The following is a 24,496-nucleotide window of genomic DNA, read 5'->3' as shown; positions in this document are numbered from 1 at the left end:
GCTGCGCAACCCGGTGCTGCGGGGTGCCGCCCTTCTGTGGGACGGGCGCCGCCCCAGCAGCACGACTGCCCGCAGGCTGGGTGCGGCTACCCACGTCGGCGTACCTGCCAGATCGCTGCTGCGGCCAGCACCGCCACCGCGGCGATTCCCGCCATCAGCCCCAGGGACGGGCCCTCGTCCGAGGTGTCCTTCTTCTGCGCGGAGGGCTTCCGCTTCTTCGCCACCTGCTCTCCGCAACCCTTCTCCGGGTAGCCCGAGACGGCGCACAGGAGGGCGTTCGTGTCGTAGCGCAACGGCTTGGCCACCGTCGCCAGGGCGTCTGCCGTTGTCGCCTCGGGGGAGACCCGGGCGCAGGCCGTTCGGGGAGTGGGCGGGGTCTCGCCGGGCGGGGCGTCCGTCGTCGTGCCGAAGTCGAGGACCAGGGCCACTCGCTTGTTGCCGTCCTGCTCGGGTGTGTCGGCACAGATGGTCCTGAAGTCGGCCTTGCCGCGCGGGCGGGCCGCGTCGGCGGAGTCCTCGCTGACCGCGAAGCGGAAGCCCTGGACGTCGCCGTCCGAGGGGCGGGTCGTGGACGGGCCCTGGGTGGCGTAGACCCAGCGGTCGCCGTCGCGGTCCCAGAACGACCAGTACCGGTAGCCGGCGGCCTGGGCCGCCTGGCCCGCTCCCGAGCACAGCAGGAACGAGGCCAGGAGAAGGAGAACGGCCCGGCGGATCACAGCTGCTGCCTGTTCCTGCGGCCGCTGAAGAGGAAGCCGATGCCCACACCGGCGACGAGGCAGACACCGACGTACCACCAGACGCCGAAGAGGTCCGAGTCCGAGTCACCCTTCTCTTCCGCCGCTTGGGTCTTCTCGGCGGTCTGCGGGGCCGGGCCCGTCGCGTTCAGCCGCTTCACCAGGTCGGCGCCGCCGACGTCGCGCGGGTTCGTGCCGGTCGCATGGGCGGCGAAGATCAGCTGGGCGTAGGCGGCGGGACCGTTCTGGGCGGCCCAGGTCGCGGAGTTCTTCGCCAGCCAGCGCAGGGACTTCTCCGCCTGGCCGGTGTCGCCCTGCGCGGCGAGCGCGACGACCGCGTCGGCGGTGTTGCCGTAGTCGGGCTGGGGGTCCGAGCCCGCGAGGGCCGAGCTGAGGTGGCCGTCCTTGGCGAGAGCCTTGGTGAGGTAGGCGGCTCCGTTGGCCGCCGCCTGCTCCGGCGTGTTCGGGTCCTCGCAGGGTTCGCTTCTGGTGGCCTTGGTCTTCTCGCCCGGCTTCACCACCATGCCCTTGCCCAGTGCGCCCAGCACGCCCGCCGCCGTGGCGTCCGCGTTGGCGACCGGCTTGCCCTTCTCGTCCGGCTGGAACGCGAAGGCACCCGCGCCGTCGCCGTCACAGCCGAGGGCCAGCTTCAGCAGCGCGTCGTAGGGCGACTTGCCGCCCTTCTCGACCCGTTCCGGCTTCTCGCCGACGGCGGTCAGCGCGCCGATGACGACGGACGTCGAGTTGGTGTCGCTGGCGCCGCCGGGTGAATAACCCCAGCCGCCGTCCTTGTTCTGCACGGACTTCAGCCAGGCGACGGCCTTGCCGGTTACGGCGTCGTGCCCGCCGAGCGCGGTGAGGGCCTGGACGGCGGCGGCCGTGGCGTTGGTGTCGAGCATGGTCTTGGCGTCGCACGCGGTGGTGGGGTCGGCGCGGTACGGGGCGAAAGAACCGTCCGCGCACTGCTGGCGCACCAGCCACTCCACGGACTTCGCAGCGGGCTTCACCCCCACCGTGTCCTGCGCGAGCAGGGCGAGCGACTGGCGCCAGACGCCGTCGAACTCGGGGTCCTTGCCGCCGTACAGGGCGGAGGGGAACGCCTGGGAGGGGGAAGGGGACGGATCGGCCGCGGCCGGTGTGGCGGCCCCCATCACGGCGACGGCGGCCAGGACCGCGGCGCTGCGGCTGACGTTCATGATCGGCGGGTGCCTCTCCCTGTGGGGGAGCCGGGCAGCACGGGGCACCCCCGGCGGCTCGGCTCCGTATACCTCGACGGTGCCGTGCACCGGCGACCTGCCGGGCACGTGAGCCGGTCACGAACCGTTCGGGGCGATCCGGCTCACCGCCTCGGCGGACGGGCGGTTCACGATAGGGGTCTCCCCTGTTCGAGCGAAGTCGAGAAACTTGGGGAAGGGTCAGCGCCGGAATCGCACCGGCTTTCCCCCGTACGGGCGTGATGACGACCTGCCCAACTGTACCCGCACGTTCAAAACAGGCTGAGGGCCCCGGGTGGGCCGGGATAGCTTCGGCCCATGCCGACGACACCACCGGGAAGACTGCTCGGCTCGGGCCGCCGCGCCGATGTGTACGAGCTCGACGAGGCGTGGGTGCTGCGGCGTGAGCGGGAGGGCGGGGGAGACGCGGCGGGTGAGGGCGCGGTGATGGAGCACGTGCACGCCCACGGCTACCCGGTGCCCCGGGTCCGCCCGTCCGGCTCGCGCACGGACCTGGTGATGGAACGGCTCTCCGGCCCGACCATGCTCCAGGCCTGCCTGGCGGGCACGCTGGACGTGACGGAGGCGGGCTCGATCCTCGCCCGGCTGCTGCGCCACCTCCACACCGTCCCCGCCCTGCGCTCCGCCGACCCGGCGGTCCGCGTCCTGCACCTGGATCTGCACCCGGAGAACGTGATCCTCACGTCCGACGGTCCCCGCGTCATCGACTGGTCGGACACGGAGGAGGGAGACCCTGCTCTGGACTGGGCGGCGTCCGCCGTGATCCTCGCCCAGGCCGCCGTCGCCGACGATGCCCTCTCAGCCCCGGCCCGCACCATGCTGACCGCCCTCCTCGCCGACGCGTCCCCCCTCACCCGGCCCGCCCTGACGGAGGCCCTGCGGCGCCGGTCCGCCAACCCGACGATGAGCCGGGCGGAACGGGAACTGCTGGGCGCTGCCGAGGAGTTGATCCTGTCTCAGAGGCAAACACGCTGACACCCAAGCTAACGTGGGCCTCCACGACCACACGCAGGAGCGTCCATGACTGATCAGGTGGGGAACTCCGGGCAGGAGCCGCTCCCCAAGATCGACACCTCCGTGCCGCACTCGGCCCGGATCTGGAACTACTGGCTGGGCGGGAAGGACAACTACGAAGTCGACCGTGTGGCCGGTGACGCGTTCCGGGAGATCTTCCCGGGGATCGAGACCGGAGCCCGCGCCGCCCGCTACTTCCTCGCCCGCGCCGTCCGCCACCTCGCCGCCGAGGAGGGCATCCGCCAGTTCCTGGACATCGGCACCGGGCTGCCCAACGTGGACAACACCCACCAGATCGCCCAGCGGGTGGCCCCGGACAGCCGGATCGTCTACGTCGACAACGACCCGCTCGTGCTGGCCCACGCCCGCGCGCTGCTCACCAGTACCCAGGAAGGCGTCACCAACTACGTCGACGCCGACCTGCGCGAGCCGAGCACGATCATCCGGGAGGCCGGCAGGACGCTGGACTTCGACCAGCCCGTCGCCCTCATGCTGATGGGCATCCTGGGCCACATCGAGGACCACGACGAGGCACGCTCGATCGTGCGGCAACTGGTGGACGCCCTGCCCTCCGGCAGCTACCTCGTCCAGTACGACAGCACCGACACCAGCGAGGACTACGTCCGGGCCATCCAGCAGTACAACGACGGCGGCTCGATCCCGTACATCCTGCGCAGCCCCGAGCAGATCGCCCGCTACTTCGACGGCCTGGAACTGCTCGAACCGGGCGTGACGTCCTGCTCGCGCTGGCGCCCCGACGCAGCCGCCCTGGATCTCCCCGCGGAGGTGCACCAGTACGGCGGTGTCGCCCTGAAACGTTGACTTCTCAGGTCTCCTGGAGGATGCGGTGGAGGATGGTCGGAGTCTCGTCCGGCGACTCGGCTTCGACCACCAGCCGGTTCATCGCGTCCCAGTAGCACTCGATCTCGGCCGGCCGGTCGGGATAGAGCCCGGTGGTGAGCCGTTCGAGGTAGACCACGTCGGGCAGTTCGCCGCCGGGCAGGCGCAGAATCGTGACCGGGCCGCCCTCCGCGGCGTGACCGCCGGTGCGGAACGGCAGGATCTGGACCGTGACCTGCGGGAGTCCGCAGACCTCGATGAGATGCCTCAGCTGGGCGCGCATGACGGCCAGGCCGCCCACCGGGCGACGCAGCGCCGCCTCGTCGATCACGGCCCACAGCCAGGTCGCCTGTCGCCGGTGCAGAATCCGCTGGCGGGTCATCCGCAGCGCGACCCGGCGGTCCACCTCCTCCGCGCCGGCGTCCGGGTGGGCGAGCCGGACGGAGGCCTGTGCGTAGTCGGCGGTCTGGAGCAGCCCGGGAACGCGCTGGACCTGGAAGCAGCGGATGACGCTCGCCGCCTGCTCGGCGCCGAGGTAGGTCTGCATCCAAACGGGCACCACGTCGCTGTAGTACTGCCACCAGGCGGGGATGTTGGCCTGCTCGGCCAGCGCCAGCAGGGTCGCGCGCTCGGCCTCGTCCGTGACGCCGTAGAGCGTGAGCAGATCGCCGACGTCCCGCAGCTTGAACCCGTGCCGGCCGGCCTCCATCCGGCTGATCTTCGACGAGGAGGCCCGGATGACATGCCCCGCGTGCGCCCGGCTGATGCCGCGCTCCTCGCGCAGTCGCCTGAGCCGGGCGCCCAGGGCCAGCCGCGGCACCATGGGCCCGGCCGATCTGCAGTCCAGGGCTCCGCTGCCGGGCGTCGTACGAGCGGCCTCTTCGGTGCCCATGGGCATGTCTCCTTGCGGTGGAACGCAACTCCGCAGGCCTGCGAGCGCCGCGGCACCTTCATCCTAGGGGCCCCGCCCTGGCCCCATCCTGCTTATGCCAAAGGCGAGTTCGCCCGCGGAGTGGCTCCGCCGAAGGGAAGACGCAGCGTCCGGGAGGCGAGCAGCCAGGTGCCGTCGACCCTGCGGAAGGCGTCCTCGTAGTGCCCGACCTGGACCGGCGGCCCGGCGGGGACGACGCCGCCCTCGTAGCCGTCGACGCGGTACGTCGTGAAGTACGAGATCGCCTCGGCCGTGTCCGGGGACGCCACCGTGACCAGGACGTTGGACATCATGCGGCGGGACAGCCGGTCGGCGGGGCGGGAGCCGAAGTACGTGCGCAGGGCGTCTCGGCCCTTGACCAGCCGTCCGTCCTCCGGCCACTGCCAGACGCCGTCCTCGGTGAACAGCTCGGCGACGGAGGAGGGTTCGCCGAGGTCGAGCCGGTGGGCGAAGTCGATGATCAGGCGCTCGCAGGCGCGTTCGCCGAGGAGCCGTTCCATGGGGTCCATGGCGGATTCGTAGCACCCCGGCGGCCTGTCCTCCGCCGGGTTTGCCACCTCATTGCACCGCCACGTACGCCACCGGCTCGCTCCCCGGTACCGCCTCCGCCCGGCCGAGCTTGACCAGGCGGCGCAGATGGGCCTCGGCTTCCGAGACCGCGATGGTGCGGGAGCCGTGGGGGATGTCGGCCCAGGGGCGGTTCCACTCCATGCGTTCGGCGAGCTGCCAGGGGGTGAGCGGCTCGGCGAGGAGGGCCAGCAGGTCCGTGAGGCGGGTCTCGTGGTGGGTGAGCAACTCGCGCACGCGGGCGGCGGCGTCGGGGAACGGGTGCTGGTGGGCCGGGAGCACCTCGGCGGGAGAGAGGCGGCCCACGCGTTCGAGGGAGTCGAGGTAGTCGCCCAGGGGGTCGGTGACGGTGGTGTCGTCGGGGTCCTCGTAGAGGCCGATGTGCGGGGTGATCTCGGGCAGCAGGTGGTCGCCGGAGAACAGGCGGCCGTGGCCGGGGAGTTGCGCGGGGTGGGATTCCTCCAGGTGGAGGCAGACGTGGCCCGGGGTGTGTCCCGGGGTCCAGATCGCGCGCAGGCGGCGGCCGGGGAGGTCGAGGAGTTCGCCGGGGAGGATGTCGCGGTCGGGCAGGGCGGGGGAGAGGCCGGGCAGGGCGCGGGGCCGGGCCGCGCGCAACGGGGCGATGTGCTCCTCGGGTGCTCCGGCGGCGGCGAGTTTGTCCGCCATGTACGAGAACCAGTGCTCGGGACGGGCCTGCCCGGTTAGTCGTACGACTGCGGTGTCCGCCGCGTGCATCGCGATCCACGCGCCCGACGCCTCACGGACCCGGCCGGACAGGCCGTGGTGGTCCGGGTGGTGGTGGGTGACGACCACGCCGTGGATCCCGTCGACCGATGTGCCGCAGGCCGTGAGGCCGGCCGTGAGGGTGTCCCAGGACGCCGGGTCGTCCCAGCCGGTGTCGATCAGCACCGGGCCCCGGTCGGTGTCGACGACGTACACCAGCGTGTGGCCGAGGGGGTTGTCAGGGATGGGGACCCGCAGGGACCGGACGCCTCCGCCGTGGTCGTGCACCCCCGGTATGGGCTCGCGGTCCTGGCTGCTCTTCATCTGCCCTCCGTTCCACGGCCATTGCCCACTATAACGAGAACTGGTATCAGTTTCTGAAACACCGTCAGATGTGAAGGCAGTCGGCCATGACCGAGCTCGTGGAACACGGACAGCTGTTCGTCGGCGGGGAGTTGACCGACCCCCTGGGTACGGACGTCATCGAGGTGATCTCGCCGCACACGGAAGAGGTCATCGGGCGCGTCCCGCACGCCTCGACGGCGGATGTGGACCGGGCCGTGGGGGTGGCCCGGCGGGCCTTCGACGAGGGACCCTGGCCGCGTATGAGCCTCGACGAGCGGATCGAGGTCGTGAGCAGGATCAAGGACGGGATCGCCGCCCGGCACGACGAGATCGCCCGCGTGATCTCCGCCCAGAACGGCTCGCCGTACTCCTGGAGCGTCCTCGCCCAGGCCCTCGGCGCCGTCATGGTCTGGGACTCGGCGCTCACCGTCGCGCGGAACTTCGCGTACGAGGAGCGGCGCGACGGCGTGCTCGGCCGCATCCTCGTCCGGCGCGAGCCCGTCGGGGTGGTCGCCGCCGTCGTCCCCTGGAACGTCCCGCAGTTCGTCGCCGCCGCCAAACTCGCCCCCGCGCTGCTCACCGGCTGCACGGCCGTGCTCAAGCCCTCGCCCGAGTCGCCGCTGGACGCCTACCTGCTCGGCGAGATCGCGAGGGAGGCCGGGCTGCCGGAGGGCGTGCTGTCGATCCTGCCCGCGGACCGGGAGGTGAGCGAGTACCTGGTCGGGCACCCCGGCATCGACAAGGTGTCCTTCACCGGTTCGGTCGCGGCAGGCAAGCGCGTGATGGAGGTGGCGGCCCGCAACCTCACGCGCGTGACGCTCGAACTGGGCGGCAAGTCGGCGGCCGTCGTCCTGCCCGACGCGGACGTCGAGACGGCCGTGGCGGGCATCGCCCCCGCGGCCTGGATGAACAACGGGCAGGCCTGCGTCGCCCAGACCCGCATCCTCCTCCCGCGCTCCCGCTACGACGAGTTCGCCGACGCCCTGGCCGCCGCGGCCGGCGCACTGACGGTCGGCGACCCCCTGGACCCCGCCACCCAGGTGGGCCCGCTGGTGGCGCGGCGGCAGCAGCGGCGCAACCTCGACTACATCCGCATCGGACAGGAGGAGGGCGCGAAGATTCTCACCGGCGGCGGACGCCCGGCCGGCCTCGACCGCGGCTGGTACGTCGAGCCGACCCTCTTCGGCGACGTCGACAACTCCATGCGCATCGCCCGCGAGGAGATCTTCGGCCCGGTGATCTGCCTGCTCCCCTACGACGACGAGTCCGACGCCGTGAAGATCGCCAACGACTCCGACTACGGGCTGAGCGGCAGCGTGTGGACGGCGGACGTCGAGCACGGCATCGACATCGCCCGGCAGGTCCGCACGGGCACGTACTCGGTCAACACCTTCAGCCTGGACATGCTCGGCCCCTTCGGCGGCTACAAGAACTCGGGCCTGGGGCGGGAGTTCGGGCCCGAGGGGTACGGCGAGTACCTGGAGCACAAGATGATCCACCTCCCGGCGGACGCGTAGCGATGGGCGACCGCTGGCACGTCGAGGTCGACCGCTCCCTGTGCATCGGCTCCGCCCAGTGCCTCCACCACGCCCCGGACGGCTTCCGCCTGGACTCCGCCCGGCAGTCCCATCCGCTCGCCCCGGATACGGACGCGAACGAGCGGCTGCTGGAGGCGGCGGAGAGCTGCCCGGTGGAGGCGATCACGATCACGCTGGCGGACAGCGGCGAGCCGGTGTTCCCACCGGAGGAGTAGGGGGCGGCGCCGCCTCGGGGGCCGCCGGGCGGTGGCGGGGCGGCTGGATCGGCGTCTGCCGGGCGGTTGGTTCGCGATCCGTCGGGCGGTGGTGGGGCGGTTGGTTCGGGGCCCGTCAGGCGGCGGCGGGCGGCTGCTTCGTGGGTCGCCGCGGCCTCGGGGGCTGTCAGGCGCAGGTAGCGCTGCCGGTTCGGGGTGTCCCGTTGGGCGCCGGTGGGGCGGGCGGTTCGCGGGTCGCTGCTGCCCCGGGGTGCGTCAGGTGCCGGTGCGACCGGTGGTTCGGGGTTCGCCGTCGTGCCAGGGGCTGTCAGGCGCGGGTGGCGCTGCCCCTTCGGCGCCCCTCAGGCGCCGTGGGCGGCCGGTCCGGGGTGTCCGGTGGGGCGCCGGTGGGGCGGCTGGTTCGTGGGTCGCCGCCGCCCCGGGCAGGTGCCGGTGAGGCAGCCGTTCCGGGGCTGGCCAGGTGGCCGGTGAGGCGGGCGATCCCGCCGTTCCGGGGGCCATCAGGTGCCGGTGGGGCGGCCGGTCCGGGAGTCCGTCAGGCGCGGGTGCGCGGCCGGTCCGGGAGTCCGTCAGGCGCGGGTGCGCGGGCGGTTCGGGGCCCGTCAGGTGCCGGGTGCCCGGTAGTCCACCTGTTGCCGGACGGCCTCGTCGATCTCCTCCGCCGAGAGCAGGACGACCGTGCTCGTGCGGACCCCGCCCGCCGCCGAGACGACCATGCCCAAGGCCGCGGCGGAGGTGTTGCCCGGCAGCTCCGCCGTGACGTAGACGTCGTCCTCGCCGAAGGCCCAGTACATCGTCTCGACCCGGCCCCCGAGGCCGTCGACCATGCGGTCGACGACGTCACGCCGCGCGCTCCCGCCTTCCTTGAGCAGGCCCTTCAGACCGTCCGAGGTCAGCTTCACCTTGAAGAGGTACTTCGCCATGGGTTGCCCTTTCACATCTGTCCGAAAAGTCGCTTTGACTCCCTCATGTTCCTTCCGGATCGGGGTTTCGTCGCGGCGACCGGGACCTCAAGCAGGGCCATATGGGTCTCTCAGGATATTTAGGTAAAAAATCCCGTACGGGGGCTTTTCTCTGCGGACGGAAGTTCTAATCTAGGAAGTGGCCTACGGGACGAGTGAGGGAGTCCGACCGGAGTAGCCGACTCTGGCCGGAGGCTTCGGCTTCCGCCGGTGCCGACTGCGACGGTAGGGCTGAGAGGCCGGAAGGCCGAAGGGCCGAGAGGTCCGGCGGCTGGAAGGCGACCCCCATAACCTGATCCGGACCATGCCGGCGAAGGGAACCCGTCTCGTAGGTTCTTCGTGTGTCAGGGGGCCGGGGGCGCGGCCGGGGCGGTCAGGTCGACCAAGCGGCACACCGTCTCGATGTCGATCTTGACCTGGGCGATGGAGGCACGGCCCGACAGCCAGGTGATGAGGGCCGAGTGCCAGGTGTGCTCGATGACCCGGACCGCCGACAGCTGCTCCGGAGTGGGGTGGTCCAGCCCCATCGCGTCCAGGATGATCGCCGTCGTCTGCCGTGAGACCTGGTCGACCTCCGGGCTCACGCTGCGGTCGGCGAAGGTGAGGGCGCGGACCATCGCGTCGGCCAGGTGCGGCTCGCGCTGGAGGGCGCGGAAGGCCCGCATCAGCGTCTCCGCGACCCGCTCGGCCGCCGTCTCGCCCTGCGGGGGCTTCTTCCGCAGCGTGCCGTGCATGTGCTCCAGCTGGTCCTGCATGGTGGCGACCAGCAGATGGATCTTGGAGGGGAAGTAGCGGTACAGGGTGCCGAGCGCCACCTGCGAGGACTCCGCGACCTCGCGCATCTGCACGGCGTCGAAGCCGCCCCGGCTGGCCAGTTGCGCGCTCGCGTGCAGGATGCGGCGACGGCGGGCCTCCTGCCGCTCCGTCAGGGGCGGAGAGGCGGGGGCTGCGACTCTGGCGTCCACCTTGGCCACCTTGTTCACCTTGGCGCTCACCTGGGCTTCCGCGGGCATGGGCCGGTCCCGTTGCGTGACCGTCCGTGAGGACGAGTGATCAGACAGCATGGCACGGTGTCGGCCGTGGCGGGAATCACCTGATCCACTGGTCACAGCGCCCCTACCTGCCGGTAGATTCAGAGCCTCCGAACGATCAAGTCTGAAACTTGTTCTAGATTAGCGTCCCGGCGTAATCTCGCGGGACAGAGCAGGGAGAAGGGGGCCGAGAGTGACCGCTGAGGCCAGGGAGGCCGGGGCTCCGGAGGACCCCGCCGCCGACGGCTTGCGACCGCTCCACATCGCGCTCCTCACCTATAAAGGGAACCCGTTCTGCGGCGGGCAGGGCGTCTACGTCCGGCACCTCTCGCGCGAACTGGCCCGCCTCGGCCACCGGGTCGAGGTCATCGGCGCACAGCCGTATCCCGTGCTCGACGAGGGCTACGACGGGCTGAGCCTCACCGAGCTGCCCAGCCTCGACCTCTACCGCCAGCCGGATCCTTTCCGCACGCCGAAGCGTGACGAGTACCGGGACTGGATCGACGCGCTCGAAGTCGCGACCATGTGGACCGGCGGCTTCCCCGAACCGCTGACGTTCTCGCTGCGCGCCCGCCGCCATCTGCGTGCCCGCAGGGGCGAGTTCGACGTCGTCCACGACAACCAGACGCTCGGGTACGGGTTGCTGGGAGACGTGGGCGCGCCCCTGGTGACCACGATCCACCACCCCATCACCGTCGACCGGCAGCTGGAGCTGGACGCGGCGCAGGGCTGGCAGCGGCGCTTCTCCGTGCGGCGCTGGTACGGCTTCACGCGCATGCAGAAGCGCGTCGCGCGGCGGCTGCCGTCCGTACTCACCGTCTCCGGCACCTCGCAGCAGGAGATCATCGACCACCTCGGCGTACGCGAGGACCGCGTCCACGTGGTCCACATCGGCGCCGACACCGACCTGTTCTCGCCGGACCCCTCGGTACCCGTCGTGCCGGGCCGGATCGTGACGACGTCCAGTGCGGACGTGCCGCTGAAGGGCCTGGTGTACCTCGTCGAGGCGCTCGCCAAGGTGCGCACCGAGCACCCCGGCGCCCACCTCGTCGTCGTCGGCAAGCGTCCGGCCGAGGGGCCCGTCGCCCGGGCGATGGAACGGTACGGCCTCGACGGCGCCGTCCAGTTCGTCAAGGGCATCTCCGACGCGGAACTCGTCGACCTGGTGCGCTCGGCGCAGGTCGCGTGCGTGCCGTCGCTCTACGAGGGCTTCTCGCTGCCGGCCGCCGAGGCCATGGCGACCGGGACGCCCCTGCTCGCCACGACCGGCGGGGCGATCCCCGAGGTCGCCGGCCGGGACGGGGAGACCTGTTTGGCGGTGCCGCCGGGCGACTCGGAGGCACTGGCGGCCGGGCTGGGCCGGCTGCTGGGCGACCCCGAACTCCGGGCACGACTCGGCGCGGCCGGGCGGGAACGGGTACTGCGGCACTTCACCTGGGCCAGGGCTGCGGAGGGCACGGTGGCGCGGTACCGCGAGGCGATCGCCAGATCCCAGGACGGCGAAACGGGCCGCTCGGCAGCGCCCGACGACGGTTCCGCGGCGGGCGGCGACCGCTCGACGCCCCCGGCTTCCGCCGACTCCCCGGCCTCCGGCCGTCCCGCAGCGGGCGTTGAGCATCCCGCGCCCCGGGTCCCCGGGCGTTCCGCGGCTCCCGCAGGTGCTGTCTCCGCAGCGCCCGCAGATGTAGAAGGCGTCAACTCCGAAAGCAGGGCCACGTGCTGACCGTCGACTTCTCCCGGTTCCCGCTCGCCCCGGGCGACCGAGTCCTGGATCTCGGCTGCGGTGCCGGCCGGCACGCGTTCGAGTGCTACCGGCGCGGCGCGCAGGTCGTGGCGCTGGACCAGAACGCCGAGGAGATCCGCGAGGTCGCGAAGTGGTTCGCGGCGATGAAGGAGGCGGGCGAGGCCCCCGAGGGCGCCACCGCCACGGCCATGGAGGGCGACGCCCTCGCACTGCCCTTCCCCGACGAGTCCTTCGACGTCGTGATCATCTCCGAGGTGATGGAACACATCCCGGACGACAAGGGCGTCCTCGCGGAGATGGTGCGCGTGCTCAAGCCCGGCGGGCGCATCGCCGTCACCGTCCCGCGCTACGGCCCCGAGAAGGTCTGCTGGACCCTGTCCGACGCCTACCACGAGGTCGAGGGCGGCCACATCCGCATCTACAAGGCGGACGAACTGCTCGCGAAGATCCGCGAGGCCGGCCTGGAGCCGTACGGCACCCACCACGCCCACGCCCTGCACTCCCCCTACTGGTGGCTGAAGTGCGCGTTCGGCGTCGACAACGACAAGGCGCTGCCGGTGCGGGCGTACCACAAGCTGCTGGTCTGGGACATCATGAAGAAGCCGCTGGCCACCCGGGTCGCGGAGCAGGCGCTGAACCCGCTGATCGGCAAGAGTTTCGTGGCGTACGCGACCAAGCCGCACCTGCCGCGTCTTTCCGGCACCGGGGTGGACGCCCTGTGACGACTCCCCGGACGGAGCACCTGGTCCTGCCCGGGGTCCTCACCGCCGGGCAGGCCGCCGAAACCGTCGCCGGCATCCTCGGCGAACAGCGCGAGGACGGCGCGATCCCGTGGTTCCGGGGGCACCACCTCGACCCGTGGGACCACGTCGAGGCCGCGATGGCCCTGGACGCGGCCGGTGAACACGAGGCCGCCGAACGGGCCTACCTGTGGCTGTCCCGGCACCAGAACGAGGACGGCTCCTGGTACGCGGCCTATGCGGACGGGGACTTCGCCGAGGTCACCGACCGGGGCCGGGAGACCAACTTCGTCGCCTACATAGCCGTCGGCGTCTGGCACCACTACCTCTCCACCGGCGACGACACGTTCCTGGAGCGGATGTGGCCGGCGGTGTTCGCGGCGGTGGAGTTCGTGCTGCGCTTGCAGCAGCCGGGCGGTCAGATCGGCTGGCGGCGCGACGACGACGGCACGGACACGGCGGACGCCCTGCTGACCGGCAGCTCCTCCGTCCACCACGCCCTGCGGTGCGCCCTGGCGATCGCCGAGCAGCGGGAAGAGGCGCAGCCGGACTGGGAGTTGGCGGCGGGCGCGCTGCGGCACGCGATACGCCGGCATCCGGAGCGGTTCCTCGACAAGAACCGTTACTCGATGGACTGGTACTACCCCGTGCTCGGCGGTGCTTTGACCGGTGCGGAGGCCAAGGCGCGTATAGAGGAGGACTGGGACCGGTTCGTCGTCCCGGGGCTGGGAGTGCGCTGCGTGGTCCCCAACCCGTGGGTGACGGGGGGCGAGTCCGCCGAACTGGCGCTGGCGCTCTGGGCGATGGGGGAGTCGGACCGCGCACTGGAGATACTCCAGTCGATCCAGCACCTGCGCGATCCGGAGAGCGGGCTGTACTGGACGGGGTATGTCTTCGAGGACAAGGCGATCTGGCCCCGGGAGTTGACCACCTGGACGGCCGGGTCGCTGTTGCTGGCCGTCGCCGCGTTGGGCGGCCACGAGGCCACGTGCCGGGTCTTCGGCGGCGGGGGCCTGCCTGTGGGGCTGGACTCGGAGTGCTGCGGCTGAGAGCTCGGGGCGTCAGTGACGGTGGACCCTGTTGGCGATCGCATGGCCCACGAACAGGTAGACCACAGCTGCCAGGCCGTAGCCGGCGACCACTCGGGCCCAGGCCTCGTCGAACGTGAAGAGGTCGTGGGACCAACCCGCCAGCCAGCGGGCCGCGTCGTGGATGAACTGGACGAAGTCGTTCGCCCGGTTCGCGTCCAGCAGGTACATCAGAATCCACAGGCCCAGGATGAGAGCCATGATGTCGGCGACGACGGCGATGACCGTGCCGGCCTGATTCGCACCGTTGCGATATCGAGGGGACATGCCCTCCGGGTTGCCCTTGAAGTCTGGATGAAACGCGTCCGTGCGAAATTCGCTCAGGAGTTCAACTCCGCGAGCAGGCGCAGTGTCTCCCGGTCCGGCGCCAGGACCAGCAGGTCCGTCACCGGGCCCTTGCGCCACAACTCCAGTCGCTCCGCAATGCGTTCGCGCGGTCCGACCAGGGAGATCTCGTCAGCGAAGGCGTCGGGGACGGCGAGGACGGCCTCCTCCCGGCGGTCGGACAGGAACAACTCCTGGATACGGCGGGCCTCCTCCTCGTAGCCCATGCGGGCCATGAGGTCGGCGTGGAAGTTGCGGGCCGCGTGACCCATGCCGCCGATGTAGAAGCCGAGCATGGCTTTGACGGGCAACAGGCCCTCGGTGACGTCGTCGCAGAGCCGGGCCTGGGTCAGGGGTGCGACGAGGAAGTTCTCGGGGAGTTCACGCACGGCCGGGCCGTAGACCTCCGGCCGGGTCGGCGACCAGTACAGCGGCAGCCAGCCGTCCGCGATCCGGGTCGTCTGCGCGACGTTCTTCGGCCCCTCGGCGCCGAGCAGGACCGGCAGGTCGGGACGCAAGGGGTGGGTGATGGGCTTGAGCCGCTTGCCCAGGCCGGTGGCGTCCGGGCCGCGGTAGGGGTGGGAGTGGAAGCGGCCGGCCAGCTCCACCGGCGCCTCACGCCGCAACACCTGTCGTACGACGTCGACGTACTCGCGCGTGGCGGTCAACGGCGACTTCGGGAACGGGCGGCCGTACCAGCCCTCGACGACCTGCGGGCCGGACAGCCCGAGGCCCAGCATCACGCGGCCGCCGGAGAGGTGGTCGAGGGTCAGCGCGTGCATGGCGGTCGTGGTCGGCGGGCGGGCCGCCATCTGCGCGACGGCCGTGCCCAGTCGGATGCGGGAGGTGCGCGCCGCGATCCAGGCGAGCGGGGTGAAGGCGTCCGAGCCCCAGGACTCCGCCGTCCAGACGGAGTCGTAGCCGAGGCGCTCCGCCTCCTGCGCGAGGGGCACGTGGGCCGGGGAGGGGCCGCGGCCCCAGTAGCCGAGGGCGAGACCGAGCCGCACGCCTGCCTCCTGACGGTATGTCAGCTGATGGGGGCGACGACTGTACGGCAACGGCCCCCCACCCGGAAGGGCGAGGGGCCGTACGCCGTTCAGGGGCTCAGCCGCGCTGGATGCCCGACGTGTCCTGGAGGACACCGCGGCGGCCGTCCTGCGTCTGGGCGACCAGGGCCGCGCCGCGCTGCTCGACCGCCAGGTACCAGGTCCCCGGCGCGAGTTCGGCGATCGGCGTCGGCGAACCGTCCTCGGCGAACAGCGGCCGCGGCACCGGCACCGCGAACCAGAACGGCGAGAAGCCCCCGGCCGGGGGCTGCGGCGCCTGCGCCTGCTGGGGCTGGCCGCCGTACGGCTGCCCCGGCTGCGGCTGACCGCCGAACGGGGGCTGCTGCGCGCCCGGGTAGCCGTAACCACCGGGGGGCTGGGCGCCGTAGGGCTGCGGGGCGGCCGGGCGGGGGGCGGGAATGAGGGAACCCCTGAGGGCCGGGACGAGAGGGGCGGCGATGGCGGCGGCGGCCATGAGCAGCGTGGCGACGAGAGCCAGGATCAGGCCGATGCCGGCACTGGGACCGTCGGAGGAACCGCCGAAGTTGTTGTTGGCGCTCGCCGGATCGAAGATGTTGCCGAGTGCGCTCCACGCGGCGAAGACCGTGAGCGCGACACCGACCTGGCCGAGCTCCAGACCGGCGACCTTCGGCGCCTGTGTCAGACCGCGGCCGACGGCGACGAGCGCGGCGCCGATGACTCCCGCCAGGACCACACTCATCAGCACCGGACCGCTGGCCCACAGGCTCGGCATGTCCAGGCCTGCCGGAGCGCCGTCGGACGAGTAGAAGTCGAGGAACGACGCGATGAACAGCAACACCGCTGCTCCGATCACCACGCCGTCGCCTCGAGTGAGGGAGCGGATATTCACTTCAGTCGGTCCTTCAGTTCAGTCGTCTCATCATCAGTAGGAGGCGTCGCTGTCACCATGTCGCCCTTGGGTCCCGGTGTGAAGCGCGGGGGCAGCCCCTCATCGTACGAACGGACCCTATCGTCCGCTCGACCAGGGTGTCCGCCCGGATCCGCGTGCGGATCGCTACCACGCAGGAAACTCACGATTCCGTTACTCGATGTCTCAGCGACTCTCGGCATCCCAGGCGTTTCCGCCTGAAGGGTCCGTGACGGTGTCACCGGAGCGCGAGTTGTGCTTCGGCATCCTGACGACGGTCTCCCGTTTCCTTCCGCCGCGGATGCGGCAGGCTTGCGCCATCTGCCCGCCCGCCTCGGCCGATGTTCCGGCCGGGGCGTTGGCGCCCTCTGTCCTGTCTGCCGTCGTCTATTTCCGCAGGAAGCTTGCAATGCCCTCAGAGATCCCTTGCGCCGCCTTCTGTCGCCACGCGCCACTGGTCAGCAGCGCCGCGTCCTTGCCATCGCGCATGTTGCCGCACTCGATGAACACCTTGGGAACCGTTGACAGATTGAGACCGCCCAGGTCCTTACGCGTGACGAGACCGGTGCCGTCACCGATGTAGTTGGAGGGCGCGCTGCCGGTGACGGCGACGAAGCGGCCCGCGACGCGCTCGCCGAGATCGCGGGAGGGGGCGACGATGGCGCGGGTGTCGGCGGCGCCCGCGTGGACCGCGCCGGGCAGGATGACGTGGAAGCCGCGGTTGCCGGCGCCCGAGCCGTCCGCGTGGATCGAGACCACGGCGTCGGCCTTCGCCTCGTTGCCGATGCGGGCCCGCTCGTCCACGCACGGGCCGTACGGCCGGTCGCCGTCCTGCGTCAGCTTGACCGTGGCGCCCTGCTCTTCGAGGAGCGTGCGCATCCGGTGCGCCACGTCCAGGGTGAACTTCGCCTCGGTGTAACCGTCGTTGGTGGACGTGCCCGTGGTGTCGCACTCCTTCCAGTTCGTCCCGATGTTCACCTTGCGGTTGATCTCGGACGGGTGCTGGAAGTTCTCCGGGTTGTGCCCGGGGTCGATGACGACGACCTTCCCCCTGAGCGGGCCGGAGGCCGGGGCGGGCGCGGGGGTCGAGGACGCCGTCGGCGTCGGTGAGGCACTCGGCTTCTTGCCGTCGTCGGTGGGCGCGCCCGACGCGGAGGGCGGGGAGGACCGCACGGTCGCCTGCCCCGAGCCGTCTCCGCCCCCAGAGCCGCCCACCGTCTCGTACACGAGCCAGCCGAGCAGCGCCCCGGGCACCAGCGCGGCGAGCGCGACGGTCAGGGGGCCGCGGCGGGAGCGGCGCGGCTGGGGAGGTTCGAAGTCCGGGCCTACGTACGACACGTGTGCCACCCTAGCGGCCGTCCGCAGGGGCAGCGGGTCGAGGACGGCCCGACGGGTGGCGGCTACTCCTCGTTCCCGTCGGGGCCCCCGTGCCGTACCGCCTCCTTCACCCGTGCCTCGATCTCCTGGCGGGGTGTCTCCTCCTGTTTCGCGTACGCGGTCACCGCTGCCTGGACGTCGCGGGCGAGGTCGCGCCAGGCGCGCCAGGCGGTCTCCCAGGTGGTGGTCTGCTGGGCGCTCCAGGTGGTCTGGGTGGGCGGACCGTACGCGTCCTGCAGTTGCCGCACGCGGGCGTACGCCTCGTCCGCCGCGCGCTGCTTCTCCACGAGCTCTGCGAAGGTGTGTGCCACGTGCCCGGATCCTTGGGCAGCGGCGGTCGCGCGCCGACTCGCCACGCCGCCCGTGGGCCGACCGGGAGGGGGTGGAGGGCGCGCAGTTCACCCGCCCAGCCGTTCTCCTAGACGCCCGGGCCGGTGCGCCGCAGGACACGCAGCGAGTCCGTGGCCGAGATTTCGGTGAACGCGCCGGAGGCTAGGGCTCTGAGGTAGACGCGGTACGGGGCCTGGCCGGTGAACTCGTCCTGCGGGTCCGGGAAGACGTCGTGGATGGCGAGCAGGCCGCCCTCGGCGACGTGCGGGGCCCAGCCCTCGTAGTCGGCGGTGGCGTGCTCGTCGGTGTGGCCGCCGTCGATGAAGACGAAGCCGAGCGGGGTCTGCCAGATCGCCGCGATCTGCGGGGAGCGGCCGACCAGGGCCACCACGTGGTCCTCCAGGCCCGCCCGGTGCAGGGTGCGGCGGAACGTGGGCAGCGTGTCCATCAGGCCGAGCTCGGGGTCGACCGTCTCCGGGTCGTGGTACTCCCAGCCCGGCTGCTGCTCCTCGCTGCCGCGGTGGTGGTCGACGGTCAGCGCGCCGACCCCGGCCTCCCGGGCCGCGTCGGCGAGCAGGATCGTGGACCGGCCGCAGTACGTGCCGACCTCCAGGAGCGGCAGCCCGAGCCGCCCGGCCTCCACCGCCGCCGCGTACAGGGCCAGGCCCTCACCCACGGGCATGAACCCCTTCGCCGCCTCGAACGCGGCCAGGATCTCGGGCTTGGGGGCCGTGGGCATGGGGTTCCTCTCGGTCGTGCGGCGGTCCGGGCGCCCATGCTGCCGGACCCCCTGTTGCAGGATGACAGGGGGTCCGGGTGGGCAGCGGGTCAGGCGGAGACCGTCTCGCCCGGAAGCGACAGGTCGAGGTCGACCGGCCGCTCGTCGCCCGTGTGGGTCGCGGACGAGGCGAGCGGGGCGTGGCCCGTGGCGCGGGCGGCGACGACGTAGGAGCCCCGGTCGGGGACGGTGAGCGCGTAGCTGCCGTCCTCGGCGGAGAGGGTCGCGCCGGCCTGGCGGCCCCGGCGGTCGATCAGTGTGACCTTGGCGCGGGCGACCGGCGTGCCGTCGGCCGCCAGCACGCGGCCGCGGAACCCGCGCAGCACCGCTTCGGCGCGCTCCAGGTTGGCGTCCTCCTCGCTGCCGGCGCGCAACCGGGGCTTGTCCGACGGGCGGCGGCCGGGCAGGAACAGGGCCAGGACCAGGCCCACGGCGACCGCGGCCGTCGCGATCAGGAAGGAGAGCCGGAAGCCGTGCATGGTCGGGATCTCGACGCCGCCGACGTTGTCCGCGGTGTTCGCCAGCACCATGCCGATCACGGCGCTCGACACCGAGGTGCCGATGGAACGCATCAGCGTGTTGAGGCCGTTCGCGGCGCCGGTCTCCGAGGCCGGGACCGCGCCCACGATCAGCGCGGGCAGCGAGGAGTAGGCGAGGCCGATGCCCGCGCCCAGCAGGACCGAGATGATCAGGCTCTGCCAGGGGGCGCTCATCAGGCCGAGGCCGGCGCCGTAGCCGATCGCGATGATCAGCAGGCCGAGGATCAGGGTGACCTTGGGGCCGTACTTCGCGGACAGCCGGGCGTAGACGGGCGCGGTGAACATCATCGTCAGGCCGAGCGGCGCGACGAGCAGACCCGCGACGACCATCGACTGGCCGAGGCCGTAGCCGGTGGACTTGGGCAGCTGGAGCAGCTGGGGCAGGACCAGGGAGACGACGTAGAAGGAGACGCCGACCATGATCGAGGCGAGGTTGGTGAAGAGGACGGCAGGGCGGGCCGTGGTGCGCAGGTCGACCAGCGGGGCCTTGACGCGCAGCTCCATCACGCCCCACAGGACCAGGACGACCGCGGCGGCGCCGAACAGGCCGAGCGTGGTGCCGGAGGTCCAGCCCCAGTCGCTGCCCTTGGTGATCGGCAGCAGGAAGAGCACGAGCCCGGTGGACAGACCGAGGGCGCCCGGCAGGTCGAAGGAGCCCTCGGCGCGCATCGGCGACTCGGGCACGACGAGCAGGGTGAGGGCGATGGCGAGGACGCCGAGGCCGGCGGCGCCGTAGAACAGGGCGTGCCAGTCGGTGTGCTGGGCGACCAGCGCGGCGGCGGGCAGGGCGAGACCGCCGCCGACGCCTATGGAGGAGCTCATCAGGGCCATGGCCGAGCCGAGCTTCTCGCGGGGCAGCATGTCGCGCATCAGGCCGATGCCGAGCGGGATGGCGCCCATCGCGAAGCCCTGGAGCGTACGGCCGGCGATCATGAGCAGCAGGTCGCTGGTGAACGCGCTGACCAGGGCGCCGACGACCATGACGGCCAGGCTCGTGATCAGCATGCGCCGCTTGCCGTAGAGGTCGCCGAGGCGGCCCATGATCGGGGTGGCCACCGCGCCCGAGAGGAGGGTGGAGGTCAGGACCCAGGTGGCGTCGCTGGGGGCGGCGTCCAGCAGTTGCGGCAGATCCTTGATGACCGGGACGAGCAGGGTCTGCATCACCGCGACAACGATGCCCGCGAAGGCGAGTACCGGGACCACGGCCCCGCTCGCTCTGCCGGCGGGACGGACTGTCGTCGTCTGCGTCATTGAGTGGGGCCTCCAGGCCGGGGGATCGGGAGTTGCGTGATACGTGGTGTGCGAACCTCGTATGCGTAGGCAACTATTCCGTTGCTTTGGCACTCTAACGAAACCTTGACCTTTTCTTGGGGAACGGAGGGCCACGGGGCCCGCACGTGAGGCCTAGGTCGAAATCCCGATGCCAGGAGCGTGGAGTGGTTGAGAGCATGACACCCATGCTCGAAGCCGCCGAAACGACCCCTACGTCTCGCCGTACCGCGCCTCCCACCTGGCTCGTGGTCGCCCTCACGTGTGCCGGGCAGTTCCTCGTCGTGCTGGACGTGTCCGTGGTCAACGTGGCACTGCCGTCGATGCGGACCGGGCTCGGGCTGAGCGAGCAGGGCTTGCAGTGGGTGGTGAACGCCTACTCCATCGCCTTCGCCGGGTTCATGCTGCTCGGCGGGCGGGCCGGGGACCTCTACGGCCGCAAGCGGATGTTCCTCGTCGGGCTCGGCCTGTTCACCCTGGCCTCGCTGGCGGGCGGGCTGGCGCAGGACGACTGGCAGCTGCTGGTGGCGCGGGCCGCGCAGGGGCTCGGAGCGGCGGTGCTGGCGCCCTCGACGCTGACGATCCTCACCGCCTCGGTGCCGGAGGGTGCCGCCCGGGCCCGGGCCATCGGGACCTGGACGGCGGTCGGGGCCGGCGGTGGCGCGGCGGGCGGCCTCGTCGGCGGGCTGCTGGTGGAGACGCTGTCGTGGCGGTGGGTGCTGCTGATCAACGTGCCCGTGGGGGCTGTGGTGCTGTGCGCGGCCGCCTGGTTCCTCACCGAGGGCCGGGCCGGGGACGGGCGGCGGCTCGACCTGCCGGGCGCACTGCTGGTGACGGGCGGGCTCGGCACGCTGGCCTACGGCATCTCCCAGACGGAGGCGGCGGGCTGGACGGCGACGGCCACCCTGCTGCCGCTGCTCGCCGGACTCGCGCTGCTCGGGCTGTTCCTCGCGGTCGAGGCCCGGAGCGGGAGTCCGCTGATGCCGCTCGGGCTGCTGCGGCTGCGCTCGGTGTCGTCGGCGAACGTGGCGATGTTCCTGTGCGGCTCCGCCATGTTCTGCATGTGGTTCTTCATGACCCTGTACGCGCAGAACGTCCTCGGCTACACCCCGCTGGAGGCCGGACTCGCCCTGGTCCCGAGCTCCCTTGCCGTCATCCTCGGCTCCAAGCTCGCGCCCCGGCTCATGCGGGGGGTGGGCCGCGGAACGTGGCGGCGCTCGGCACGCTGGTCGCCGTGACCGGTTTCGCCTGGCAGTCCACGATGACCCCCGAGGGCGCGTACGTGACGACGATCCTGGTCCCGGGAGTCCTGATGATGCTCGGCGCGGGTCTGGCGGCGACCCCGCTGGCCTCCCTGGCCACGTCCGGGGCGGCGCCCGAGGAGGCCGGGCTGGTGTCCGGCCTCGTCAACACCTCCCGCACGATGGGCGGTTCCCTGGGCCTGGCAGTCCTGTCCACCCTCGCGGCGGCCCGGTCGGCCGGGAGCGCGACGCCGGCGGCGCTGACGGAGGGGTATGCGCTGGCGTTCCGGGTGGGGGCCGGGGTGCTGGGGGCCGGCGTGGTGCTGATGTGGGTGTGGCTGCCCCGCAGGACAGGCGAGCGGTAGCGCCGCCGACACGGCACCCGGGCGCGCAGGTCGGCGGCGGCGTCCAGGCCGCTCTTTCCCGGGAGTTCGATGTCGAGGAGAGCGACGTCGGGGCGGTGGGCGAGGGCCGCGTCCAGGATCGCGTCACGGCCCCGACTTGGGAGACGACCTCGATGCCGTCCTCCATCCCGAGCAGCAGCGCGAGCGCACCGCGCGGCATTCCCTGGTCTTACGCGAGCAGTACGCCGATGGGACTGCCGGTCACGGGCCGAGGGTGGGGCGGGGCGCGTCGAGCACCGAAGCCAGCGTCTCGGTGAACGCCGTCGCCGAGTAGTCGGCGTGAGCGCGGATGCGCGACGCCACGGCCTCGGCACCACCGTCCTCCAGGAGCTGGACGAGCCGGTCGGTGCTCTGCCCGTGCCCTTCCTGGGTGGACAGGTAGAAGTCCGTCGCGTCGTAGGCCATGTGGAAGACGTGCTTCTTCACATCGCTCAGCGTCAGGTAGTCGTCGTGGGTCTTGGGGGTCGGCTCGGGCGCGCCGACGCACAGCGCGGGGGTGCCGGCGCCCCAGGCGTTGACGGACAGGTGGTAGGTGTCCGTGATGACCAGGCGGTAGCGGGGGAGCACGCCCACCAGGTCGCCGATGGTGTGCCGCCCCGGGCGCGGCGCGATGTGGCCGACCGGAGCGGGGATGTCCCGGTCGAACCAGGGCAGCCATTCGAGCGGGGCGCCAAGGCGCTCGGACAGGTCCTGGCAGAAGGCTGGCAGCCACTGGGGGATCGGCGTACGGGCACCGAGGAACACGCCGATCGCACCTCCGTCCGGGACCGCCCGGGACCATTCCGTCGTCGGGATGTGGTCGAGGTCGCCCGGGCGGGACAGCAGCGCCGCGTCCGAACCGAAGTAGTCGGTCGTACGGTCCCCGCGCAGGTGCGCGATCTTCGCCGCCGAGAGCGGGTCACGCACCCAGACGCGGCGGCTGCGCGTCACCAGGCGTGAGAACAGGGGGCCGTACTCCTTGTCCTCGTAGTCGGACTGCGAGTTGTGCAGGATCGTCCCGCCGTAGCTGAGGGTCCGCGCCAGGAGCTCGTCCGGCTGGTCCGCGAACAGCAGGGTGCGGTTCAGCAGGCTCCGTGCCGCCTCACGGTCCTCGGCGAAACCGAAGTCGAGCAGGCGGTTCGTCGCGTCCTGCTCCAGGTAGTGGCGGGTGTGGAGGAAGTCGCCCCAGAAGACCACCGCGTCGTGGTCGCGGAGCGTGTCGAGGTGCTCGGCCAGGGGGTGGAACCGGAACGGGAAGTCCGTGCCCTGCGCGCACTCGCGCAGGGGCACGGTCTCCGGCGTGTGCAGGGTGTACCAGGTGGCGTCGATCTCGGGGGTCATCCGCCGCCGCAGGGACTCGAACGCCAAGTCGACGGTCAGCATGCCGGTGTTGCGGTACCCGATGTTCGGCGCGGTGATGACGGCGACGCGTGCCATGTGCTCCATTTCCCCCAGCCGTTGCCGGCGCCGTGTACGTGTACGTGTGGCGCGGACCATCGGCCAACGTACACGGCGGCGTGGGGCGTACGGTGTGCCGCCCCGCCCCCTTGCCGCGATCTGACACGGCGTCAGGAGACTTCACAAGTGTGGGGGCCTGGGCTATACAGAGGGCGCAGGACTGGAACGCGTTCCAGTTCAGCCCCAGACGGCCTCGGTGCGGCCGACGGTGCGGACGGCCGTGCCGAGGTCCTTCCCACGGCGATCAGGAGCTCCATGCCCATCGACGCAGCCAAGGCGCTCGCCGCCGAACCCCGGACCGACGAGCTCTCCTGGGACCACAAGGACGTGCAGCTCTACCACCTCGGCATCGGCGCGGGCGTCCCCGCCACCGACCCCGACGAACTGCGCTACACCCTGGAGTCCCGGCTGCACGTCCTGCCGAGCTTCGCCACCGTCGCCGGCGGCGGCAAACCCGGGGTGACCGGCGGGCTGTCCATGCCAGGCGTCGACGTCGACCTCGCCCGCGTCCTGCACGGCGGCCAGAGCCTCGTGATCCACCGGCCCATCCCGGCGACGGGCACCGCCACCGCCACCAACCGGATCGCCGCCGTGTACGACAAGGGCAAGGCGGCCGTCCTCGTCATGCGGACCGATGTGGCCGACGGCGACGGGCCGTTGTGGACCAACGACGCGCAGATCTACGTCCGGGGAGAGGGCGGCTGGGGCGGCGACCGGGGACCGTCCACGCGGCTCGATCCGCCCGCCGGTGAGCCGGACCGGGTCGTCGAGCGGCACGTCCGCGAGGACCAGGCCCTGCTGTACCGGCTGTCCGGGGACTGGAACCCGCTGCACGCCGACCCCCACTTCGCCAAGCGCGCCGGGTTCGACCGGCCCATCCTGCACGGGCTGTGCACCTACGGCATGACGCTCAAGGCGGTCGTCGGCACGCTGCTCGACGGGGACGTGACCCGGGTCCGCTCGTATGCCACCCGGTTCGCCGGGGTCGTTTTCCCGGGCGAGACGCTGCGCATCCGCATGTGGCGCCTGGACGGCGAGGTCCGGGTCGCCGTGAGCGCAGTGGAACGCGAGGACGCGCCCGTGCTCGCCGACACCATCGTTCAGCACTCGTGAGCCAGTCGAGCCTTCCGCCGGCCTGAGGGCCTGAGGGGGCCT

At 71.9% G+C, this 24,496-nt stretch carries 23 protein-coding genes and 2 pseudogenes; 9 read left to right on the top strand and 16 right to left on the bottom strand.

The features are described from left to right. Nucleotides 1-86: 86 nt before the first annotated feature. Complete coding sequence (locus V8690_RS12450) at nucleotides 87-716, bottom strand: SCO2322 family protein (RefSeq protein WP_338778295.1); 630 nt, start codon at nucleotides 714-716, stop codon at nucleotides 87-89. After that, the gene (locus tag V8690_RS12445) at nucleotides 713-1,930 is read right to left on the bottom strand and encodes a prenyltransferase/squalene oxidase repeat-containing protein (protein WP_338778294.1); all 1,218 of its coding nucleotides are present in this window, start codon (nucleotides 1,928-1,930) and stop codon (nucleotides 713-715) included. The genes V8690_RS12450 and V8690_RS12445 overlap by 4 nt, the downstream gene beginning before the upstream one ends. 336 nt (nucleotides 1,931-2,266) lie before the next feature. On the opposite strand from V8690_RS12445, the gene V8690_RS12440 reads away from it, so the two are divergent. Next, on the top strand, nucleotides 2,267-2,944 hold the full coding sequence (locus V8690_RS12440) for a phosphotransferase (RefSeq protein WP_338778292.1): 678 nt from the start codon (nucleotides 2,267-2,269) through the stop codon (nucleotides 2,942-2,944). 45 nt (nucleotides 2,945-2,989) lie between these two features. Next, the gene (locus V8690_RS12435) at nucleotides 2,990-3,805 is read left to right on the top strand and encodes an SAM-dependent methyltransferase (protein WP_338778290.1); all 816 of its coding nucleotides are present in this window, start codon (nucleotides 2,990-2,992) and stop codon (nucleotides 3,803-3,805) included. Between the two features lie 4 nt (nucleotides 3,806-3,809). Here V8690_RS12435 and V8690_RS12430 read toward each other — a convergent pair whose 3' ends face one another. The 3 genes from V8690_RS12430 to V8690_RS12420 form a co-directional block, all read right to left on the bottom strand. Continuing rightward, nucleotides 3,810-4,715, bottom strand: a complete 906-nt coding sequence (locus tag V8690_RS12430) for a helix-turn-helix transcriptional regulator (RefSeq protein ID WP_338778289.1) — start codon at nucleotides 4,713-4,715, stop codon at nucleotides 3,810-3,812. Between the two features lie 92 nt (nucleotides 4,716-4,807). Further along, the gene (locus V8690_RS12425) at nucleotides 4,808-5,263 is read right to left on the bottom strand and encodes a nuclear transport factor 2 family protein (protein WP_338778288.1); all 456 of its coding nucleotides are present in this window, start codon (nucleotides 5,261-5,263) and stop codon (nucleotides 4,808-4,810) included. A gap of 49 nt (nucleotides 5,264-5,312) precedes the next feature. Beyond that, a complete protein-coding gene (locus V8690_RS12420) occupies nucleotides 5,313-6,341 on the bottom strand; it encodes an MBL fold metallo-hydrolase (protein WP_338785324.1) in 1,029 nt (342 codons plus the stop codon). Nucleotides 6,342-6,454: 113 nt separating this feature from the next. Here V8690_RS12420 and V8690_RS12415 point away from each other — a divergent pair, with 113 nt between their 5' ends. Both V8690_RS12415 and V8690_RS12410 read left to right on the top strand, forming a co-directional pair. After that, on the top strand, nucleotides 6,455-7,906 hold the full coding sequence (locus tag V8690_RS12415; protein WP_338778286.1) for an aldehyde dehydrogenase: 1,452 nt from the start codon (nucleotides 6,455-6,457) through the stop codon (nucleotides 7,904-7,906). Nucleotides 7,907-7,908: 2 nt separating this feature from the next. Further along, nucleotides 7,909-8,142, top strand: coding sequence for a ferredoxin (locus V8690_RS12410; protein WP_338778284.1), 234 nt, complete (start codon nucleotides 7,909-7,911; stop codon nucleotides 8,140-8,142). A 602-nt stretch (nucleotides 8,143-8,744) separates the two neighbouring features. On the opposite strand, the gene V8690_RS12405 is transcribed toward V8690_RS12410, so the two are convergent. Together V8690_RS12405 and V8690_RS12400 are read right to left on the bottom strand one after the other, a co-directional pair. Then, entirely contained in the window at nucleotides 8,745-9,065 is a 321-nt protein-coding gene (locus V8690_RS12405; RefSeq protein ID WP_338778282.1) for a GYD domain-containing protein, read from the bottom strand. Nucleotides 9,066-9,448: 383 nt separating this feature from the next. After that, entirely contained in the window at nucleotides 9,449-10,117 is a 669-nt protein-coding gene (locus tag V8690_RS12400; RefSeq protein WP_338778280.1) for a TetR family transcriptional regulator, read from the bottom strand. Nucleotides 10,118-10,328: 211 nt separating this feature from the next. Here V8690_RS12400 and V8690_RS12395 point away from each other — a divergent pair, with 211 nt between their 5' ends. The 3 genes from V8690_RS12395 to V8690_RS12385 are packed head-to-tail and all read left to right on the top strand — an operon-like array spanning nucleotide 10,329 to nucleotide 13,668. Then, nucleotides 10,329-11,858, top strand: coding sequence for a glycosyltransferase family 4 protein (locus V8690_RS12395; protein WP_338778279.1), 1,530 nt, complete (start codon nucleotides 10,329-10,331; stop codon nucleotides 11,856-11,858). After that, nucleotides 11,852-12,601 carry a class I SAM-dependent methyltransferase gene (locus tag V8690_RS12390; protein WP_338778278.1) on the top strand — a complete coding sequence of 250 codons (750 nt, stop codon included), beginning with the start codon at nucleotides 11,852-11,854 and terminating at the stop codon, nucleotides 12,599-12,601. Before V8690_RS12395 ends, V8690_RS12390 begins: the two co-directional genes overlap by 7 nt. Further along, the gene (locus V8690_RS12385; RefSeq protein WP_338778277.1) at nucleotides 12,598-13,668 is read left to right on the top strand and encodes a prenyltransferase; all 1,071 of its coding nucleotides are present in this window, start codon (nucleotides 12,598-12,600) and stop codon (nucleotides 13,666-13,668) included. Before V8690_RS12390 ends, V8690_RS12385 begins: the two co-directional genes overlap by 4 nt. A 12-nt stretch (nucleotides 13,669-13,680) precedes the next feature. Here V8690_RS12385 and V8690_RS12380 read toward each other — a convergent pair whose 3' ends face one another. The 7 genes from V8690_RS12380 to V8690_RS12350 form a co-directional block, all read right to left on the bottom strand. After that, complete coding sequence (locus tag V8690_RS12380) at nucleotides 13,681-13,974, bottom strand: hypothetical protein (RefSeq protein ID WP_010048443.1); 294 nt, start codon at nucleotides 13,972-13,974, stop codon at nucleotides 13,681-13,683. 53 nt (nucleotides 13,975-14,027) lie between these two features. Further along, nucleotides 14,028-15,038 carry an LLM class F420-dependent oxidoreductase gene (locus tag V8690_RS12375; RefSeq protein WP_338778271.1) on the bottom strand — a complete coding sequence of 337 codons (1,011 nt, stop codon included), beginning with the start codon at nucleotides 15,036-15,038 and terminating at the stop codon, nucleotides 14,028-14,030. A 97-nt stretch (nucleotides 15,039-15,135) separates the two neighbouring features. Then, nucleotides 15,136-15,948, bottom strand: a complete 813-nt coding sequence (locus V8690_RS12370; RefSeq protein ID WP_338778269.1) for a hypothetical protein — start codon at nucleotides 15,946-15,948, stop codon at nucleotides 15,136-15,138. A 405-nt stretch (nucleotides 15,949-16,353) separates the two neighbouring features. Then, entirely contained in the window at nucleotides 16,354-17,304 is a 951-nt protein-coding gene (locus V8690_RS12365) for an N-acetylmuramoyl-L-alanine amidase (protein ID WP_338778268.1), read from the bottom strand. 62 nt (nucleotides 17,305-17,366) lie between these two features. Further along, the gene (locus V8690_RS12360) at nucleotides 17,367-17,654 is read right to left on the bottom strand and encodes a hypothetical protein (protein ID WP_338778266.1); all 288 of its coding nucleotides are present in this window, start codon (nucleotides 17,652-17,654) and stop codon (nucleotides 17,367-17,369) included. A 107-nt stretch (nucleotides 17,655-17,761) separates the two neighbouring features. After that, nucleotides 17,762-18,412: a class I SAM-dependent methyltransferase gene (locus V8690_RS12355; RefSeq protein ID WP_338778265.1), complete on the bottom strand. Its 651-nt coding sequence runs from the start codon at nucleotides 18,410-18,412 to the stop codon at nucleotides 17,762-17,764. An 89-nt stretch (nucleotides 18,413-18,501) separates the two neighbouring features. Further along, entirely contained in the window at nucleotides 18,502-20,241 is a 1,740-nt protein-coding gene (locus V8690_RS12350; protein WP_338778263.1) for an MFS transporter, read from the bottom strand. A 206-nt stretch (nucleotides 20,242-20,447) separates the two neighbouring features. On the opposite strand from V8690_RS12350, the pseudogene V8690_RS12345 reads away from it, so the two are divergent. Continuing rightward, nucleotides 20,448-21,865: pseudogene (locus V8690_RS12345) on the top strand (MFS transporter). An 11-nt stretch (nucleotides 21,866-21,876) separates the two neighbouring features. On the opposite strand, the pseudogene V8690_RS12340 reads toward V8690_RS12345, so the two are convergent. Together V8690_RS12340 and V8690_RS12335 are read right to left on the bottom strand one after the other, a co-directional pair. Then, a pseudogene (locus V8690_RS12340) lies at nucleotides 21,877-22,064 on the bottom strand (DNA-binding response regulator); the annotation flags it as partial. Nucleotides 22,065-22,105: 41 nt separating this feature from the next. Then, nucleotides 22,106-23,320: a hypothetical protein gene (locus V8690_RS12335; RefSeq protein WP_338778261.1), complete on the bottom strand. Its 1,215-nt coding sequence runs from the start codon at nucleotides 23,318-23,320 to the stop codon at nucleotides 22,106-22,108. A 276-nt stretch (nucleotides 23,321-23,596) separates the two neighbouring features. Here V8690_RS12335 and V8690_RS12330 point away from each other — a divergent pair, with 276 nt between their 5' ends. Then, nucleotides 23,597-24,454, top strand: coding sequence for a MaoC/PaaZ C-terminal domain-containing protein (locus V8690_RS12330; RefSeq protein ID WP_338778259.1), 858 nt, complete (start codon nucleotides 23,597-23,599; stop codon nucleotides 24,452-24,454). Nucleotides 24,455-24,496: the final 42 nt, after the last annotated feature.

The sequence above is a fragment of the Streptomyces sp. DG1A-41 genome (genome assembly GCF_037055355.1).
Taxonomy (GTDB): Bacteria; Actinomycetota; Actinomycetes; order Streptomycetales; family Streptomycetaceae; genus Streptomyces.
This window is presented reverse-complemented; position numbering and strand designations above follow the sequence as displayed.

Coding starts and splice junctions, on each gene's coding strand:
- V8690_RS12405 (WP_338778282.1), bottom strand. CDS start 9,065: ATGGCGAAGTACCTCTTCAAGGTGAAGCTGACCTCGGACGGTCTGAAG.
- V8690_RS12415 (WP_338778286.1), top strand. CDS start 6,455: ATGACCGAGCTCGTGGAACACGGACAGCTGTTCGTCGGCGGGGAGTTG.
- V8690_RS12445 (WP_338778294.1), bottom strand. CDS start 1,930: ATGAACGTCAGCCGCAGCGCCGCGGTCCTGGCCGCCGTCGCCGTGATG.
- V8690_RS12435 (WP_338778290.1), top strand. CDS start 2,990: ATGACTGATCAGGTGGGGAACTCCGGGCAGGAGCCGCTCCCCAAGATC.
- V8690_RS12400 (WP_338778280.1), bottom strand. CDS start 10,117: ATGCCCGCGGAAGCCCAGGTGAGCGCCAAGGTGAACAAGGTGGCCAAG.
- V8690_RS12330 (WP_338778259.1), top strand. CDS start 23,597: ATGCCCATCGACGCAGCCAAGGCGCTCGCCGCCGAACCCCGGACCGAC.
- V8690_RS12355 (WP_338778265.1), bottom strand. CDS start 18,412: ATGCCCACGGCCCCCAAGCCCGAGATCCTGGCCGCGTTCGAGGCGGCG.
- V8690_RS12380 (WP_010048443.1), bottom strand. CDS start 13,974: ATGTCCCCTCGATATCGCAACGGTGCGAATCAGGCCGGCACGGTCATC.
- V8690_RS12430 (WP_338778289.1), bottom strand. CDS start 4,715: ATGGGCACCGAAGAGGCCGCTCGTACGACGCCCGGCAGCGGAGCCCTG.
- V8690_RS12350 (WP_338778263.1), bottom strand. CDS start 20,241: ATGACGCAGACGACGACAGTCCGTCCCGCCGGCAGAGCGAGCGGGGCC.
- V8690_RS12425 (WP_338778288.1), bottom strand. CDS start 5,263: ATGGACCCCATGGAACGGCTCCTCGGCGAACGCGCCTGCGAGCGCCTG.
- V8690_RS12410 (WP_338778284.1), top strand. CDS start 7,909: ATGGGCGACCGCTGGCACGTCGAGGTCGACCGCTCCCTGTGCATCGGC.
- V8690_RS12440 (WP_338778292.1), top strand. CDS start 2,267: ATGCCGACGACACCACCGGGAAGACTGCTCGGCTCGGGCCGCCGCGCC.
- V8690_RS12335 (WP_338778261.1), bottom strand. CDS start 23,320: ATGGCACGCGTCGCCGTCATCACCGCGCCGAACATCGGGTACCGCAAC.